This window comes from Streptomyces sp. SGAir0957, from assembly GCF_043523415.1.
The window spans coordinates 8,194,295-8,211,015 of record NZ_CP027293.1 but is presented as its reverse complement, the minus strand read 5'-3'; the positions used below and the strand labels follow the sequence as shown (position 1 = coordinate 8,211,015).

Annotated in this window: 12 protein-coding genes; 4 read left to right on the top strand and 8 right to left on the bottom strand. The window is 73.9% G+C overall.

From position 1 onward, the window contains the following. Positions 1-20: 20 nt before the first annotated feature. The 5 genes from C1N81_RS42645 to C1N81_RS42625 all read right to left on the bottom strand — a co-directional run bounded on the left by C1N81_RS42645 (position 21) and on the right by C1N81_RS42625 (position 5,405). Entirely contained in the window at positions 21-1,298 is a 1,278-nt protein-coding gene (locus C1N81_RS42645; RefSeq protein ID WP_394437037.1) for a DUF4255 domain-containing protein, read from the bottom strand. Next, positions 1,295-2,086 carry a hypothetical protein gene (locus C1N81_RS42640; RefSeq protein WP_394437035.1) on the bottom strand — a complete coding sequence of 264 codons (792 nt, stop codon included), beginning with the start codon at positions 2,084-2,086 and terminating at the stop codon, positions 1,295-1,297. Before C1N81_RS42640 ends, C1N81_RS42645 begins: the two co-directional genes overlap by 4 nt. Further along, entirely contained in the window at positions 2,079-2,936 is an 858-nt protein-coding gene (locus C1N81_RS42635) for a hypothetical protein (RefSeq protein ID WP_394437033.1), read from the bottom strand. The genes C1N81_RS42640 and C1N81_RS42635 overlap by 8 nt, the downstream gene beginning before the upstream one ends. A 19-nt stretch (positions 2,937-2,955) precedes the next feature. Beyond that, the gene (locus tag C1N81_RS42630) at positions 2,956-3,480 is read right to left on the bottom strand and encodes a phage tail protein (protein ID WP_394437031.1); all 525 of its coding nucleotides are present in this window, start codon (positions 3,478-3,480) and stop codon (positions 2,956-2,958) included. A gap of 68 nt (positions 3,481-3,548) precedes the next feature. Continuing rightward, the gene (locus C1N81_RS42625) at positions 3,549-5,405 is read right to left on the bottom strand and encodes a phage tail sheath family protein (RefSeq protein ID WP_394437029.1); all 1,857 of its coding nucleotides are present in this window, start codon (positions 5,403-5,405) and stop codon (positions 3,549-3,551) included. 693 nt (positions 5,406-6,098) lie between these two features. On the opposite strand from C1N81_RS42625, the gene C1N81_RS42620 reads away from it, so the two are divergent. Continuing rightward, entirely contained in the window at positions 6,099-7,034 is a 936-nt protein-coding gene (locus C1N81_RS42620) for a trypsin-like serine peptidase (protein ID WP_394437027.1), read from the top strand. A gap of 10 nt (positions 7,035-7,044) precedes the next feature. Beyond that, positions 7,045-7,347: a carboxypeptidase-like regulatory domain-containing protein gene (locus tag C1N81_RS42615; RefSeq protein WP_394437026.1), complete on the top strand. Its 303-nt coding sequence runs from the start codon at positions 7,045-7,047 to the stop codon at positions 7,345-7,347. 85 nt (positions 7,348-7,432) lie between these two features. Here C1N81_RS42615 and C1N81_RS42610 read toward each other — a convergent pair whose 3' ends face one another. Genes C1N81_RS42610 through C1N81_RS42600 form a run of 3 tightly spaced genes read right to left on the bottom strand, consistent with a single transcriptional unit; the run spans position 7,433 to position 13,729 of the window. Further along, positions 7,433-10,123, bottom strand: coding sequence for a bifunctional acetate--CoA ligase family protein/GNAT family N-acetyltransferase (locus tag C1N81_RS42610; protein WP_394437024.1), 2,691 nt, complete (start codon positions 10,121-10,123; stop codon positions 7,433-7,435). Continuing rightward, positions 10,120-12,807, bottom strand: coding sequence for a pyruvate, phosphate dikinase (ppdK, locus tag C1N81_RS42605; RefSeq protein WP_394437022.1), 2,688 nt, complete (start codon positions 12,805-12,807; stop codon positions 10,120-10,122). Before ppdK ends, C1N81_RS42610 begins: the two co-directional genes overlap by 4 nt. Before the next feature lie 55 nt (positions 12,808-12,862). Then, positions 12,863-13,729: a universal stress protein gene (locus tag C1N81_RS42600; protein WP_394437020.1), complete on the bottom strand. Its 867-nt coding sequence runs from the start codon at positions 13,727-13,729 to the stop codon at positions 12,863-12,865. Positions 13,730-13,913: 184 nt separating this feature from the next. Here C1N81_RS42600 and C1N81_RS42595 point away from each other — a divergent pair, with 184 nt between their 5' ends. Beyond that, positions 13,914-14,417, top strand: a complete 504-nt coding sequence (locus C1N81_RS42595; RefSeq protein WP_394437018.1) for a hydrogenase maturation protease — start codon at positions 13,914-13,916, stop codon at positions 14,415-14,417. Then, on the top strand, positions 14,398-16,716 hold the full coding sequence (gene hypF, locus C1N81_RS42590) for a carbamoyltransferase HypF (protein WP_394437016.1): 2,319 nt from the start codon (positions 14,398-14,400) through the stop codon (positions 16,714-16,716). The genes C1N81_RS42595 and hypF overlap by 20 nt, the downstream gene beginning before the upstream one ends. The last annotated feature ends 5 nt before the right edge of the window (positions 16,717-16,721 follow it).

Genomic DNA, 16,721 nt, shown 5'->3' with positions numbered 1-16,721 from the left:
GACCGCCCCTCCCCGCCCTGTCAGCCCGCTGCCGTGAGGTCGACCACGGGGCCGGTGAAGGTCCCTTGCGCGGACTGCTCCAGCGCGCTCGGCACGCCGTCGACCTGCACGCGGACCAGGTACGCGGCCGGGCGCACCCCCGTGATCCGTACCTGGACCGTGCGGGGGTCGGGCCGGTCGCCGGGCGGGAACGGCGCCCGGAACTGGTAGCTGTGACCGGTCCGGCCCGTGGGCGGCGCCAGCTCGTCGAGGAGGAGCAGGACCCGCTGGTCGTCGCGGACCGGCATGTCGAGGCCCAGCACGAGCCGGGCGGCGACCCGTCCGTCGTCGTCGGTCCGTTCCGTCACGTCGACGGGGGCGGCGAGGCCCGGCCGGCGGGCGAAGGTCCGCACGTTGGACTCGATGCCGTGATGCGGGGTCGCGGGGTCGCCGAGGTCGAGGCCGTGCAGGAGCTGGAGGGGGTGGACGCCGGGCTCCAGGTCGCCGGGGACGGTCAGGACCACCCGGTCCGCGCGCACCCGGTCGGCGGGGACGGCCACGTCGCGGCTGCCGAGGCGGGCCGTCACATGGTCGGCGCGCAACCCCGTCCCGGTGACGACCAGTTCGTGGTCGCCGGGTACCGGGCCCTCCGCGGGCGGGGCCTGTTCGTCCGAGCCCGCCGGGCGGGACAGCACCCGGTCGATGAGGGGGCCCCGGGCCGGGACGGCGCGCACCGTGCGGCGCAGCACCGGCTTTCCGGCGGCGGGGTCCCGGCTGCTCTCGACGAGGACGGCGGCGGCCTGGTAGACGACGGAGAGCGCGTACGGCGTCTGGAACATCGTCGACCACAGTTTGGACATGTCGTCGACGTCCATCTGCGTCGGGGTGAACCGGACCCGCTGGGGCGACGCGGCCAGGTCCGTGCCCACCAGATGCGGCAATGTGGCGGCCTGCGCGATCAGCTCCCGGGGCAGGACCGGGGTCTCGTGCAGCCGGCGTACGACGCAGCCGAGCAGCCGTTGGGCGACGAGTTCCTGGTCCTCCCCGTAGAAGCTGATCAGGTAGTGCAGGTCGAGCGCGGCGGCGGGTTTCGTGAGCAGGGTGCCGTCCGGGCCGCGGGTGGGCGCGTCGAGGTTGCGCAGCGCCGGGTCGGGGGTGACCTGGTAGAGGAAGACGGTGATGGTGGGGATGGCCGGGGGCTCGGTCAGCGGCTTGCGGGGTTCGATCTGGACGGCGAACTCGATGTCGGGCGTCAGGGACTCGCCGACGAGCAGGCACAGGGCCCTGGTCACCGTCGCCACGGCCAGGAAGTTGCTCAACGCCCCTCCCCCGCGCGCCCGTTGGGTGAACCGCCGGACCGGGACAGATAGGTGTCCAGGCTCATGGCGGGTGTGGGCCGCGCGGACGGGCCGCGGCCTGCCGTGCGGTCGCGGCCGGGGTCGCGCGCGGGCCGCCCCGCGGCCTTGACCTCCAGGCGGCCGATGGTGACGTGGACGGTCCGCTGCGGGGGCGGACCGCCGCGGCTCTCCCGCGCGGCCCGTCGCGCGGTACGGCCACCGCCCGCGCCGGTCGGCGTGGCGGGGCGGGTCTGCGCGGAGGCGGGCCGGGCCTGCGCCGCGGCCGGGCGGGGAGCCGGGGCGCCGCCCTCGCCGCGCTCGCGGGACACCTCCCGCCCGGTGGCGCCGGGACGGCTCGCGACCGGTCCGCGCAGGCGAACGGGTTCCGGCCCGGCGGCACGTGCAGGTGCGGCGGGCGACAGGGGCGGCGGAACGAGCAGCGGCGCCGGTGCGGCGGGCGGGCCGGGACGGACGGCCGCCGCACGCGCGCCGGTCGGCGTCTCGGCTGCCGGACGGGCCGACGGCCGTACGGGCGTCGGGTCCTGCGGCCGGATGCGTTCCGGCACGGCGGGGCCCGCGGACACCGGCGGACGGCGGTCGTCGGCACCCTCGTCGCCGGGCGGGAAGGGCCTACGGGAGCCCAGTGCCTCGATGCGTTCGAAGGGTCCGGGCAGGCGTGGGCGCACGCTCACCACGTCCGGGGCGCCGTCACCGGACGTGGGCGGCCTGGGGGCGCCACGGGCCAGGAGCCGGTCGAAGTAGTCAGCCATCAGCGCACAGCTCCAGGTAGTAGCGGCGCCGCAGCGGGCTGAGCGCCAGGATCTCCGGCTCGCTCCAGCCGTACGCGGTGGCGAGCAGATGGACGTCGAGGAGGGTGTCGCGGGCCCAGGCGTCCAGTTCGGTCCACAGGTAGGAGGCGATGTCCAGCTCGGCCCTGGTGTGGTGGCCGCAGTCGGGACAGGCGACGTTGAGCAGCACGTCGGCGCCGGGGTCGGCCTGCGCGGCGGCCTCGGCCACGCGGTGCCGCACCCGTTCGGGCAGCAGTGCGGGCAGTTCGCCGACGGCGACCGGCGAACCGTCCCGTTCGGCGGCGACGGCGCACCGCGTGATCAGCAGGGACCGGGCGCGTGCCGGGTCGTCCGGCTCGGCGGCCTCGACCGCGGCCAGGTCACCGGCGGTGGGCAGGCGGAAGGTGACGCTCCAGCCGTCCTCGTCCACCCGCAGCTGCCCTCCCCTGTCCGCCCGAAGCGGGCCTCCTCCGTCCTCCCGAAGTGGTCCTCCCCCGGACGCCTGAGGCTGTCCTCCCCCGTCCGCCCGAGGCTGTCCAGCCCCGTCCGTCCGGTCCTGGGCCGGTCCGGTGAGGGTGGCGGGGTCGAAGTCGAACTCCATCTCCTCCGCGCACTCCCCGCATTCGACGCGTACCGCGAGGCGGTCGCCGAAGAGGGTCCTGCGCAGGGCGAACAGGTCGGCGTCGCGCTGTCCCACCGGCACCGAGAGCAGCTCCCCGGTGTCCGACGCGGGCCGTGCCACGGCGTGCAGCAGCAGGGCCCGGCCGCCGTGCCCGGCCGTGAGGCCCTCCTCCCATGCGGCGAGAAGGGCCGCTGGTCCCGTGCGCTCCATGCCGGCCGCCTCGTGTTCCTCACGCCGGCTGGGTGAAGACCGGCTCTTCCGGCTCCGGGACCTCGTAGTCCCGTTCCCAGCCCTCGCACTCCAGCTTCAGGCTCTGGATGGCGACCGCGTTGGCGTTCGCGTCCAGTTCGCCGAGCACCTGGTACTCGCTCGGCCAGGCCCGGTACAGCTTGTGCGCGACGGCGACCTGGCCGGCCTCGTTCAGGACCTGCACGACGATGTCCTTGCGGAAGTCGCGCAGGGACACCTCGGCCCCGAGACCCGCGCCGACCTGCCACACCTTGTTGGCCCAGCGGTCGAACTCCGGGTCGTGGGTGACCCCGCGCTCCAGCGTCACCGCCTCGAACTCGGTGCGCCCGGGGGACTTGCGCGGCGAGCTGGGGTCGCCGCCGTGCCGGTGCTTGACGACCTCGGTGGTCCGCTTGAGGGGACTGATCTTGCTGACGCCCGCGACGACGCGCCCGTCCCACAGGACGAGGAACTTGAAGTTCTTGTACGGGTCGAACCGCTGCGCGTTGACCGTGAACTCGGCCATGGAGCTCCTATGCCTCTCGTGCCTGTGCGCCGGGGCGCCGGGGAACCGCTGCGGGTGCCGGTCTCGGGCTACGTCTGGATCTGTCCGGCCATCTGCTCGATCTTCACGATCACGAACTCGGCGGGCTTGAGCGGCGCGAAGCCGACCACGATGTTGACCATGCCCCGGTTGATGTCGTCCTGGGTCGTGGTGTCCTTGTCCGCCTTGACGAAGTACGCCTCCCGGGCGGAGGTGCCCTGGAAGGCGCCCTGCCGGAACAGCGTGTGCAGGAACGCCCCGACGTTGAGCCGGATCTGCGCCCACAGCCGCTCGTCGTTGGGCTCGAAGACCACCCACTGGGTGCCCCGGTACAGGCTCTCCTCCAGCATCAGCGCGAGCCGCCGTACGGGGACGTACTTCCACTGGGATCCCAGGGCATCGGCACCGTCCAGGGTGCGGGCGCCCCAGACGACCGGACCGACCACGGGGAAGGACCGCAGGCAGTTGACGGCCACGGGGTTGAGCAGGCCGTTCTCCCGGTCGGTCATCGGGACGGTGAGGGCACGGACCCCGTTGAGGAGGGCCTCGGTACCGGCCGGTGCCTTCCACACGCCGCGCTCGCTGTCCGTGCGCGCCATGATCCCGGCGACCGCGCCGGAGGGCGGGAAGCCGCGCAGCCGTCCGGTGAGCGGGTCGACCGCCTCCAACTGGGGGAAGTAGAGGGCCGCATGGTCGCTGCGGACCACGTCGAAGGCGGCGCGGCCGACGCGGGCGGAGTCGATGTCCGTCCAGGCGGCAGGGGCGTCGACGAGCAGGAACATCCTCTTCTCGCGGCACAGCGCCTCGGCGGCCGAGATCACGGCGAGCGTGTCGTCGAGGTTGTCGTGCGCGGCGAGTTCGGGCAGGGAGAGGAGGTTGACGTCCTGGACGGCGCGCAGCGCGTGGATGCCCGTCTTGCCCGCCTCGCTGCCGATGAGATCGGAGAGGCCGGGGGCGCCGCCGTCGACGCCGCCCGCGAGCAGGAAGACGGGCGGGTTCACCGACCCTTCGAGGCCGAGGTCGTTGGCGTTCTCCCCGGTGAAGCGGACGGTGTCGGCGGGGTCCTCGGAGCCCGCGACCACTTGCAGCCGCTGGTCGAAGGAGGTGACCCTGGCGCCCGCGAAGACCCGCTTGCCGGGCAGGTCGGGAAGGGACCGCAGCTTGCGTTCCAGGAGCAGCGCGAGCGCGGTCATGGTGGTCGGCGGGGTTTCCCCGTCCTTGTCCGCGTCGTAGATCTTGAATGTGTGCGCCTTTTCGCCGATCTTCACATCGACGGCTTTGGAAAGGGCTTCCGCGGAGGGCACATGGTCGAACTTCTTGGAGACCGTACCCACCGGATCGGGCCGCCCGTCACCGTTCAGCACTTTCACGCTGATCACCGCGGAACCGGAATTGACCTTGGAATCCGCGGAGTCGGGCCGGCCCTGGCCCGTACCGAGTCCGGTGAATGTCTCCCGGACGCCGCCCGTGGCGTCGAATACTTGCAGGTTGTACGTCTCTCCCGGCGCGGGTGTGTCGTGGTCGACGGAGATCCGCAGGCCCGATGCCCAGGCGCCGGGCTCCTTCGCACTGATCCGCAGCACTTCAGTGGCCGGGGTGATCTCGGCGGAGGACAGGGTCGTCGAGGCCGCCTTCCCACTGCCCGAGTCGACCCGTACGACGACGGCGACGGACCCTCCGTTGAGGAAGAACTGCTGCACAGCGTGGCCGACCGCGCTCTCGGGGTCGAGCCCGCCGAAGCGCCGCTCGTAGTCGGCGAAGCTGGTGATCGTGACGGCGCTGTTCAGCGGGCCGCGCCGGGTCCGGCCGACGAAGGCGCACACCGAGGTCGTGACGGCGGTGATGGTGCGGACACTGCTGGGAAGCTCTTCGACGTACACGCCCGGATAAGTCGGAAGCGTCGGCATTCCCCCTCCATTCCCGGTCAACGGCAGGAGACATGCCTGGGCCGCAGGGCAGCACAGCACCCTGCGGCTTATTGATCTCCTGGAAAATCAGGCGCACAAAGCCAGGGACATATTCTCCGGAATAAGTGAATCAAGCTCCCACGAAACACAACATGGCTGGATCGAGCCGTAACCACCTGCGCCTCAACCGACACTTGACTGAAACCACAGGCCTCACACAAAGGAGCGGAATTGATCCTTCAGCAAGGAATGCGGGACACGGAATACGGAACGCGGAACTCGCTCATGTGAATTAATGGGGAAGATCCGCAGCGGGAGAAGTTCGCCGAGATGGCCAGCAAGATCTCCGCCGCCACCCATGGTCAGGTCCGCGCTTGAGCCACGTCCGTCGTGCGGAGTACGGGGCGCGGGGGCCGTGGCGGGGCTGCTGGGGCCCGGACCGTGCGTGCCCGGTGAGGCGGTGCGGGTGGCCGTTGGCGGGAGCGTCGGCTGAGCCCGCGGAGTGCGCGGCCGGGCAGGCGACGCGCCCGTGCGAGGGGGCGGCCCCGGCCCGGACCCGTCGGCGCAAAAGGTTCATTGCGGGGTCTGTCCGACGGCAGTAGAAGGGGCATTACGTCCACACGTTGCGGCCGCGGCGTCCAGCAAGGCATCACATCGCAGCTCTCAGAGACCAGAGAAGCAAGGTGATCACGCATGCCGCAGGACCCGCACAGCGCAGTGAGCAACGAACCCGAGGACGGCGCCACCTCCATCGCCGCCGAGCAGGAAGCGGTGCTCCAGCCCGCCTCCCAGGGAACGGCGGGCACCCCCCAGCACGCGACGGACGAGGGCCTGGAGCACATCGAGGGCTATCGCCGCCCGGAGCACTTCGCACCGGAGGCGTGGTCGGCCCCGACCGCGACGCTGCCCGACATCGGGGAGGCGTCGTTCGGTCCTCCGCCCCCGGCCGCGGAGACCGTGCACGGCCCCGACGACCGCGTCCAGATCTCCAACACCAGCGTGTACCCGTGGCGGGTGCACTGCTATCTGCTGATCACGGCCCGCGACAACACCCTCTACCAGGGCACCGGCTGGCTGCTCGGTCCGCACACGCTCGCCACCGCGGGCCACTGCGTCTACATCAAGGGCAGCGGCGTGGCGGGCAGGGACGGCTGGGTCAAGAGCATCCAGGTCATGCCCGGACGCAGCGGCGGCTCGCTGCCGTACGGCAGCATCACCTGCACCAGCTTCCGTTCCGTGGTCGGCTGGACGGACAACGGCGACGAGAACTTCGACTACGGGGCCATCGTCACGCCGAACAACATCGGCGACACCGTGGGCTGGTTCGGCTTCGGCGTGTACTCGGACTCCGATCTGCTGAAGACGACCGGCAACATCGCCGGCTACCCGGGCGACAAGCCCTCGGGCACCCTCTGGTACGCGGCGCGCGGGGTCGACTCCGTCGCCGCGCGCAAGGTGTACTACGACATCGACACCGCCGGTGGACAGAGCGGCAGCTCCGTCTACCGCATCGACAGCAACAACAACCGCTACGGCTTCGCCATCCACGCCTACGGCGGTTCCCGGGTGAACTCCGGCACACGGTTCACCACCCCGGTCTTCAACAACTACGTGTCCTGGAAGGCGTGAGCCGGACCCGATGAGCGGCAGCAGCTCCGCGGTGGAGATCACCGGTGTCGTCCGCGACGCCTCGGGCGCACCGGTGGCCGGCGCGCGCGTCCTGTTCACCGACGGCCCGGGGCCGCTGCCGGACATCGCTGCCCTGACGGACGCCGGGGGACGCTTCTCCCTCGGCGCTCCGTCCCCGGGCACGTACACCCTCATGTGCCGGGCGGACCCGGTCCTCGGCGCGTCCGGCACGGCCGAGGCCACCGTCTCCGTACGCCCGGGCGACCGGGCCGCGCCGGCGGGCCCGGTCCGGGTGGACCTGACGTTGGGTTAGCGCGGTCCCGCCGCACCGTTCAGGACAGCGAGGCCGGCCGGCACGCGGCCACCGCGGTGACGGCGGCCGCGTCGGGAAGCAGCCGTCAGCGCAGGCGACGCAGGTACGGGTCCTCCGCGCGGACCGGTGCCAGTTTGATCCGGGCGTCGAGCGCGGTGATCTCGCCGGCGCGGGCGAGTACCGGGTTCAGGTCCGCCTCGACGAGTTGCGGCACGTCGCTCGCGAGCCGTGAGAGGCGCAGTAGGAGCTGTTCCAGGCCTTCGAGGTCGACGGGGCCCTCGCCGCCGTGTCCGAAGAGCAGCGGGGCGCAGCGCGGCGCGGTGATCAGGTCGTGCACGTCGTGGTCGGTGAGCGGGGCGAGGCGGGCCGCGTGGTCGGCGAGGACCTCGGTGGCGGTTCCGCCGAGCCCGAAGAGGACCAGCGGGCCGAACACCTCGTCCTGGACGACGCCCGCGACGAGTTCGATGCCGCGCCGGGCGAGCGGCTGGACGACCACGCCGGTCATGAGTCCGGCGAACCGCGTCTCCAGGTCGCGGTAGGCGGCGCGGACCTGGGAGTCGCCGCGCAGGTCGAGGTGGAGGGCGTGCTGGCGGCTCTTGTGCAGGAGGCCCGGCCAGTACGCCTTGAGGACGACGAGGCCGTCGGGGCCGCGCAGCCGGTCGGCGGCGAGGACCGCGTCGTCCTCGGTCTCGGCCCAGGCCCAGGGGAGTTGGGGGATGCGGTAGCAGTCGAGGAGCGCGGCGCAGGTCCGTGGGTCGAGCCAGCCTCCCTCGGCGTGTGCGGCGAGGTAGGCGTCGACGACGTCTCCGGCCCGGCCGGGGTCGGTGCCGGTCGGTTCGGGGAGCGTGCCGGGCGGGCGGGCCAGCCACCGGCCGCGGGCGACGGCGTGGGCGAGGGAGCGCGCGGCCGCCTGGGGGTCGGCGTAGGCGGGGACGCGCCCGTCGTCGGCGGGCAGCAGGCGGACGGGGGCCGCCTGGTCGAGCAGGACGGCGGTGAGCGTCCTGGGGCGGCGGCGGCCGTAGGCGCGGGTGAGGGACCGGACGAGGTCGTCGCCGGTCGCCGTGGAGACGGCGGTCGGCACCAGGGCGACGAGGATCGCGTCGACGGTGTCGGCCGCGGCGAGGGTATCAAGGCAGGCCCGCAGTGCGTCCTCGGAGACGGCGGCGGTGGCGTCGACCGGGTTGGTGGCGGTGGCGCCCGGGGGCAGGACGGCGAGGAGCCGGTCGACGAGGGCGCCGCTCAGCGCGGGGACGGTGAGCCCGGCCTCGGCGCAGGCGTCGGCGGCGAGGACTCCGGCGCCGCCCGCGTTGGTGACGACGGCGACCCGGCCGCCGGACGGCAGGGGCTGGGCGTGCAGCAGGGCGGCGGTGGAGAGGAGTTCGGGGATCGTGCGGGTGGCGGTGATACCGGCCTGCGCGAAGAGCGCCTGACGGGTCATGGTGCGGGTGGCCGCGGCGGCGGTGTGCGAGGCGGCCGCCCGGCGGCCGGCCTCGGTGCGGCCCGCGTCGACGGTGAGGACGGGCATGCGCCGGGTGACGCGGCGGGCGGTGCGCGAGAACGCGCGCGGGTTACCGAAGGACTCCAGGTGCAGCAGCGCCAGATCGGTGCGCTTGTCGCTCTCCCACCATTGGAGCAGGTCGTTGCCGCTGACGTCGTACTTGTCACCGAGCGAGACGAAGGTGGAGACGCCGATGCCGAGGCGTGCCAGGCCGCCGAGGAGGGCGATGCCGACGCCGCCGGACTGCGCGGCGACCCCGGCCGTTCCGGGCTGTGGGTGGGTGGCCGCGAACGTGGCGTCGAGGCGCAGGTCCTTCTCCGTGTTGGCCAGGCCGAGGCAGTTGGGCCCCACCAGGCGCATTCCATGGGTGCGGCAGGTGTCGAGGAGCGTCGCCGCCTGTGCCGCGTCGAGCCCTGCGGTGATGACGACCAGGGCGCGCACGCCCGCCTTGCCGCAGTCCGCGGCGACGGCGCCGACCTCGGCGGCGGGCACCGCGACGACCACGAGGTCGGGGACGCGCGGCAGGGCGCTCACGGTCGGGGCGGCGCGCACGCCGAGGATGGCCGCCGCCTGCGGGTGGACGGCGTACAGGCTGCCCGTGTAGGTGCCGGTGCGCAGGTTGTGCAGGAGGGCGCGGCCCACGGAGCCGGGTGTGCGGCCCGCGCCCGCCACGGCCACCGAGCGCGGCCGGAGCAGCGGGAGGAGGCTCGCGACGTCGGCCGCGCGACCGCGCTCCTCCACGACCGCCAAGTAGTCCTTGTCGGCGGCGAGTTGTACGGTGCAGTGCACTTCCGGTCCGTCGAACCGGCGGGCCGTGCGCAGCCCGAGGTCGGCGAAGACCTTGAGCATCTCGTGGTTCTCCGCCAGGGCGTCGGCGGTGAACGCGCTGATGTCGTCCTGGCGTGCGGCGGACACGAGGTGTTCGAGGAGCAGGGTGCCGACGCCGCGGTGGTGCCAGGCGTCCGACACGGCGAGGGCGATCTCCGCGAGGTCCTTGTCCGCCGTCCGTTCGTACTCGGCGACACCGATCAGCCGCTCCTCGGCCTCCGCGAGCAGCCCGTGGTAACCGGAGCGGGTGGCCCCGCACATGCGGTCCGCGGCCATCCTTGCGGAGGACCGGCTCAGGCCGAAGAAGCGCAGTCGCAGGTTCTCGGCGGACATCTCCTCGTAGAAGGACCGCACCGCGTCGTGGTCGGTGCCGGTCGCCGGTCGGATGCGTACGGTCGTGCCGTCCGTGAGCAACGCGTGCCGTACCCTGCTCGCTGCCTTGTCACTCATGTCCTCGCCCTCCGAGATGTCGCCGGGCCGAGCGCCGCCCGCCCCGCTTCGAGTCGTGCCGCCGGGATCCCGAACGGGGAACAGGAGACGTGGTCGAGACCGGCCCGGTGGAAGAAGCGCACCGAGGCGGGGTCACCGCCGTGTTCACCGCACACACCGGCCGGCAGGCCGGGCCTGGCACGGCGTCCGGCCTCGACCGCCCGCTGCACGAGTTCGCCCACGCCTTCCTCGTCGATGCTCTCGAAGGGCGAGACGGTGAAGATGCCGCGGTCCAGGTAGAGCGGGAAGAACGCCGCTTCGGCGTCGTCGCGCGACATGCCCCAGACCGTCTGCGTGAGGTCGTTGGTGCCGAAGGAGAAGAAGTCGGCGCAGGCGGCAAGGCGGCCTGCCGTCAGGGCCGCGCGTGGCAGCTCGATCATCGTGCCGATCGGGCAGTCGAGGCGGCGGCCCGTCTCGCGGCCGACCTCCGCGAGCACCCGCTCCACCTCGTGGCGGGCCGTCCGCAGTTCGTTCTCCGTCGCCACCAGCGGGATCATGATCTCGGCCCGCGGGTCTCCGCCGTCGCGCAGCCGCCGGTCCACGGCCTCCGCGACGGCCCGGGTCTGCAGGGCCATCAGGCCGGGTACGGCCAGGCCCAGGCGTACGCCGCGCAGGCCGAGCATGGGGTTCCGCTCGTGCAGCCTGCGTACGGCGGTGAGGAGTCGGCGCGCCCGGGGGTCCGGGTCCGGCTCCGTCGCCACCCGGACGGACAGCTCCGTGAGGTCCGGCAGGAACTCGTGCAGCGGCGGGTCGAGGAGCCGGATGGTCACCGGCAGGCCGTCCATCGCCCGCAGGATGCCGGTGAAGTCGTCGCGTTGCAGGGGCAGCAGCGCCGCCATGGCCTTCGTCCGCGCCTCGTCGTCGGCCGCGAGGATCATGTCCTCCACCAGGACGCGGCGCTCCCCCAGGAACATGTGCTCCGTGCGGCACAGCCCGATGCCCCGGGCGCCGAGGCGCCGTGCGAGCGCGGCGTCCGCGGGGGTGTCCGCGTTGGCCCGGACCTCCAGGCGCGCGACCTGGTCCGCGTGGCGCAGTGCGCGCCGCACCGCCCCGCTCAGCGCGCCGGTGCCCTCTCCGCTCTCCAGTGCCTCGCGGACCTCGGAGTCGGCGAGGGGCAGCGCCCCGATGTGCACCGTTCCCGCCGTGCCGTCGACGGACAGGGTGTCGCCCTCCCGCACCACCGCGCCGGAGGGCGTGGTGAGCCGGCGGGCCGCCGTGTCGACCGTGAGCGTGTCGGCACCGCAGACGCACACCTTGCCCATGCCCCGCGCCACGACGGCCGCGTGGCTGGTCTTCCCGCCCCGGCTGGTGACGACCGCCTCGGCGACGACCATGCCGGGCAGGTCGTCGGGGGTGGTCTCCGGGCGTACGAGGACGACGCGACGGCCCTCCCGGTGCCCGCGCACGGCACTGGCGGAGTCGAAGGCCACCGCGCCCACGGCCGCGCCGGGTGACGCGGGCACGCCGTGCGAGAGGGGCAGGTCGTGGGGCCGGTGGGCGAAGCGCGGGAACATCAGCCGGTTCAGGGACGCGCCGTCGACGCGGGTCAGCGCCTCGTCCTCGCTGATGCGGCGCTCGTCGACGAGGTCGTGGGCGATGCGGAAGGCGGCCTCCGCCGTGCGCTTGCCGATCCGCGTCTGCAGGATCCAGAGGGTGCCCCGCTCGACGGTGAACTCGACGTCGCACAGGTCGCGGTAGTGCCGCTCCAGGGCGCGCAGATGACCGGCGAGTTCGGCGTACACGCCCGGCCCTGCCGTCTTCAGTGCTTCGAGGGGCATCGTGTCCCGTGCCCCCGAGACGATGTCCTCGCCCTGCGCGTCGGCCAGGTAGTCGCCGTACAGCCCGTGCGCGCCGGTCGCGGGGTCCCGGGTGAAGGCCACACCGGTCCCGGAGCCCTCGCCGAGGTTGCCGAACACCATGGCCTGGACGTTGACCGCCGTGCCGAGGTCGTCCGGGATGTGTTCGCGCGAGCGGTAGAGCCGGGCCCGTTCGCTGTTCCACGACGTGAAGACGGAGCGGATGGCGAGGTGCAGTTGCACCACCGGGTCCTGCGGGAAGTCGGCGCCGCTCTCCTTGCGGATCAGGGTCTTGAAGTCGGCGACGAGGGACCGTAGTTGTGCGCTGTCCAGTGCGCGGTCGTCCTTGATGCCGTGCGCCGCCTTGCGGTCCTCGATGAGGCCCTCGAACAGCTCGGCCCCGACGCCCAGGACGGTGTGCCCGAACATCTGCACAAGGCGGCGGTAGGAGTCCCAGGCGAACCTCTCGTCCCCGGTGGCCCGCGCAAGGCCCGCCACGCTCGCGTCGCCCAGACCGATGTCGAGGATCGTCTCCATCATCCCGGGCATCGAGAACCTGCCCCCGGAGCGGACCGACACCAGCAACGGGTCGTCCGCGGCGCCCAGGGTGCGGCCGACCGCCCCTTCGAGGGCCGCGAGATGCTGTGCGACCTCGAAGCCGAGCTCCGGCGGCTCCTCACCGGTGGCCAGGAACGTGCGGCACGCGGCGGTGGTGACGGTGAAGCCCGGCGGCACGGGCAGCCCGAGACGGCTCATCTCGGCGAGCCCCGCGCCCTTGCCGCCGAGCAGGTCGGCCATGTCCCGGTTGCCGTCGGCGAACGCGTACACGTACTGCGCGGGCGTGCTCATCGCGGACCTTCCTTCCCTCACGCGGGGGCGGCGGCGCGGGCCCTCGCCCGTGCTCTCAGTCGTGCGGCACCACGGCGACCGGGCACGCGGAGTGGTGCAGCACCGCGTGACCGACGGGGCCGAGCTGCAGCCCCACCCCGCTGCGACGGCGTCGCGCGCCCACGACCAGCAGGTCGCCGAGCGCGGAGGCCTCCACGAGGAGATCGCGCGCGTTCCCTTCCCTGGGCGCCTCCCGCAGGGGGACGCCCGCGTGCGCCGCGTGCGCCTTGTGCAGCGCGGCGGTCAGTTCGTTCTCGGCCCGGACCCGATGCGCCCCGATGTCGTCCGTCGGATAGTCCGGGACCTCGTGCGCGGGACAGCGCCAGGCCCGGAGCGCGAGGAGCCCGGCCCCGCGCTGCTCCGCCTCCCGCAGGGCGAACTCGACCGGTGCCGAGGCCCGTTCGGGGTCGCCGAGTCCGAGAACGATCTCGTCGAAGCCGCCTTGTACGTTCTTGTCGTGGCCGCGCACGACGACGGTGGGCGCCTCCGCGCGGGCCGCGACCGGCAGGCTCACCGAGCCGAGCAGCAGACCGGCGAACGTGCCGTGACCCCGGCTTCCGACGACGATCAGGGCTGCGTCGCGGCTCGCCTCGACCAGCGCGCCGACCGGGTCGGACGGCGTCACCTGCGCGCTCGTCCCGACCCCGGGCGCACGCTTGCGGGCACGTTCGGCGGCCTGCGCGACGATGTGCTCGGCGAGCTGCCTGCCTCCCTCGCGTCCGAGCCCCAGAGACGGCGCGTGTCCTTCGTAGCGCTCCCAGCGCGAGGCGTGCAGGATCCGCAGCCGCGCTCCCCTGCGCGCGGCCTCGTCGGCCGCCCAGTCCAGGGCCTGCATGCCGGGCTCCGAGCCGTCGACCCCCACGATCAGCGGGCGTTCCTCCATGGTGCTCGCCTCCTCTCGGGTGTGTTTCCACGCTGGCAGCCGCACCGGCGGTACTGCAGAGGCGAACCGGCCCCGCCGCAGGGACGTTCGGCCCCCTGCCGGAAACCGCGTACGGGTGCACGGTCGTGGCGGAGGCCCGAGACGGGCCGCGAAGGAGCCACGCAGGCATGGAGGGGAGACGGCCATGGCCGCACGGACCCGCGTCGCGGTCATCGGCGTGGGCAACGCGTTCCGCCGTGACGACGGTGTGGGCTGTGCCGTCGTGGCGCTGCTGCGCGAGCGCGCCCGCGCCCGTCCGCTGCCACCGGGTACGGCGCTGCGCACCTGCGACGGCGACCCCGGCCGGCTGATCGGCCTGTGGGAGGGCGCCGACGTGGCGATCGTCGTGGACGCCGCTCACGCGCACCCCCCGTGCCCGGGGCGGGTGCACCGCATCGATCTCGGCGCGGACGCCCTGGGCGGCGCGGAGCGTCACGCCAGCTCGCACGGTCTCGGTCTCGGTGAGGCCGTGGAACTGGCGCGGGTGCTCGGCCGGTTGCCGGGGCGCCTGATCGTCTACGCGGTGGAGGGCGCCGACCATTCGCTGGGTGTCGGGATGTCGGACGCGGTCCGCCGGGCGGTGACGCCGCTCGCCGTGTCGGTGGAGGACGAGATGGCGGTGCAGCGCGATGCCGCGGCACACGAGTGAGCAACAGGGCGTCTGTGTGCGGGACTTCACCGTGTCGGGCATCGTGCAGGGTGTCGGGTTCCGGCCGTTCGTCCATCGCACCGCCACCGCGCTGCACCTCACCGGGTGGGTGGCGAACGTCGACGGTCACGTGGAGGGCAGTGTGCGCGGGGCACCGGACGCGCTCGCCCGCTTCGTCCACCGGCTGCGCACCGGCGCCCCGCCGCTCGCCCGGGTCGACGCCGTCCGCTTCCGCGATCACGACGCGCTCCCCGTGTCCCCCCGCGCGTTCGTCATACGGGGCAGCGACGCCTCCCCCGCGGACGCGAGCCCGGTCCGTGAGGTCCCGCCGGACGCCGCCCTGTGCGACGCCTGCCTCGCCGAACTGTCCGACCCGCGCGACCGCCGCTACCGCCACCCCTTCATCAGCTGCACCGACTGCGGGCCCCGCGCCTCCCTCATCGAGGCGCTGCCCTACGACCGCGCCCGTACCACCATGCGCCGCTTCGCCATGTGCCCCGCCTGCGCTGCCGAGTACGCCGACCCGCGCGACCGGCGCTTCCACGCCGAACCGATCGCCTGCCCCGCCTGTGGGCCGCGCCTGTCCTGGAACGGGCTGCGGGGCGAGGACGCCTTGCGGGCGGCGGTGCGGACCGTCGGGGACGGCGGCATCATCGCCGTCAAAGGGCTCGGCGGCTATCAGCTGGTGTGCGACGCGACGGACGCGGGCGCCGTCGCCGAGCTGCGCCGCCGCAAGCACCGGCCGGGCAAGCCGTTCGCGGTGATGGTGCGGGACGTCGAGGCGGCCCGCCGCCTGGCCCGCGTCGGCGGCACGGCCCGCGCCCAACTCGTCGGCGCCGTACGGCCCGTGGTGCTTCTGCCCCTCGGCCCCGACCTGCTGCCCGCCGCGGTCCACCCGGGCACGCACCGCGTCGGCCTGTTCCTGCCCACCACCGGCCTGCACCACCTCCTGCTGGGCGACCTCGCCCGGCCGCTCGTCGTCACCAGCGGCAACCGCGCCGACCAGCCCCTCGCCATCGACGACACCGACGCCGCCCGCACGCTCGCCCCGATCACGGACGGCATCCTCGGCCACGACCGGCCCGTCCACGCCCGCTACGACGACTCGGTCACCGCGGTCACCGGCCGCACCGTCCTCACCATCCGGCGGGCCCGCGGACTCGCCCCGGCCACACTGCCCCTGCCGCACCCCTCGCCCGTGCCGCTGGTCGGCGCGGGCGCCCAGCTGAAGCACACGTTCTGCCTCGCCGAGGGCGACCGGGCGCATCTCGCGGCCCACATCGGCGACTTGGGCGACGCCGCCGGCCATGAGGCGTTCCTGACCTCGTACGCCACTCTGCGGCGGCTCACCACCATCCGGCCCCGCGCCGTGGCGCACGACCTGCACCCCGGCTACCTCTCCACCCAGTGGGCGCGGGCCGGTGCGCTGCCCCGGATCGCCGTGCAGCACCATCACGCGCACCTGGCCGCCTGCGCCGCGGAGCACGGGTGGACCCGGCCCTTCACCGGCGTCGCCTACGACGGGCTCGGGCTCGGCGACGACGGCACCCTGTGGGGCGGCGAGGTGCTGGTGGCCGACCTGGCCGCGTACCGCCGTGTCGGCCGTCTCGCCACGGCCCCGCTGCCCGGCGGGGAGGCGGCGGTCCGCAACCCGTGGCGCACCGCCCTCGGCCACCTGTACGGAGCCGAACACTTCGAGCGGCCGGGTCCCGTACCGCGGCCGCCGCGCGACTTCACCGACCGCCTCGACCCGCGCGCCGTCACGACCGTGCGCACCATGATCGAGCGTGGCCTCAACTCCCCTGTCGCGTCGAGCGCGGGGCGGCTCTTCGACGCCGTGGCGAGCCTGCTCGGACTGGTCGACACCGTGTCCTACGAGGGTGAGGCGGCCGTCGCCCTGGAGAGCGCTGCGGGCCGTCTGCGGGCCGTGCCGCTCGCCCACCGCCTGGTCCGCGCCGACGGGCTGTGGGTCTACGACACCACGACCACCCTCGCCGATCTCCTCGGCCGGCGCGCCGACGGCGAGAGCGTGCCGCTGCTCGCCGCCGCCTTCCACCGCGCGCTCGCCGGGGCCACCGCCGCACTCGTCGGGCGCGCCGTGGAGGCCGGCGCCCCGCGCACGGTCTGTCTGGCCGGCGGCTGCTTCGTCAATCAGCGGCTGCTCACCGAGGTGCGGCGGCTGTTGCGGGCGCAAGGACTGCGCGTGCTGGTCGGCCGTGCCGTGCCGGTCGGTGACGGCGGCATCTCCTACGGGCAGGCCGCGGTCGCCGCCGCCCGCCTCTCGCGGGCGAAGGGGTGACACGT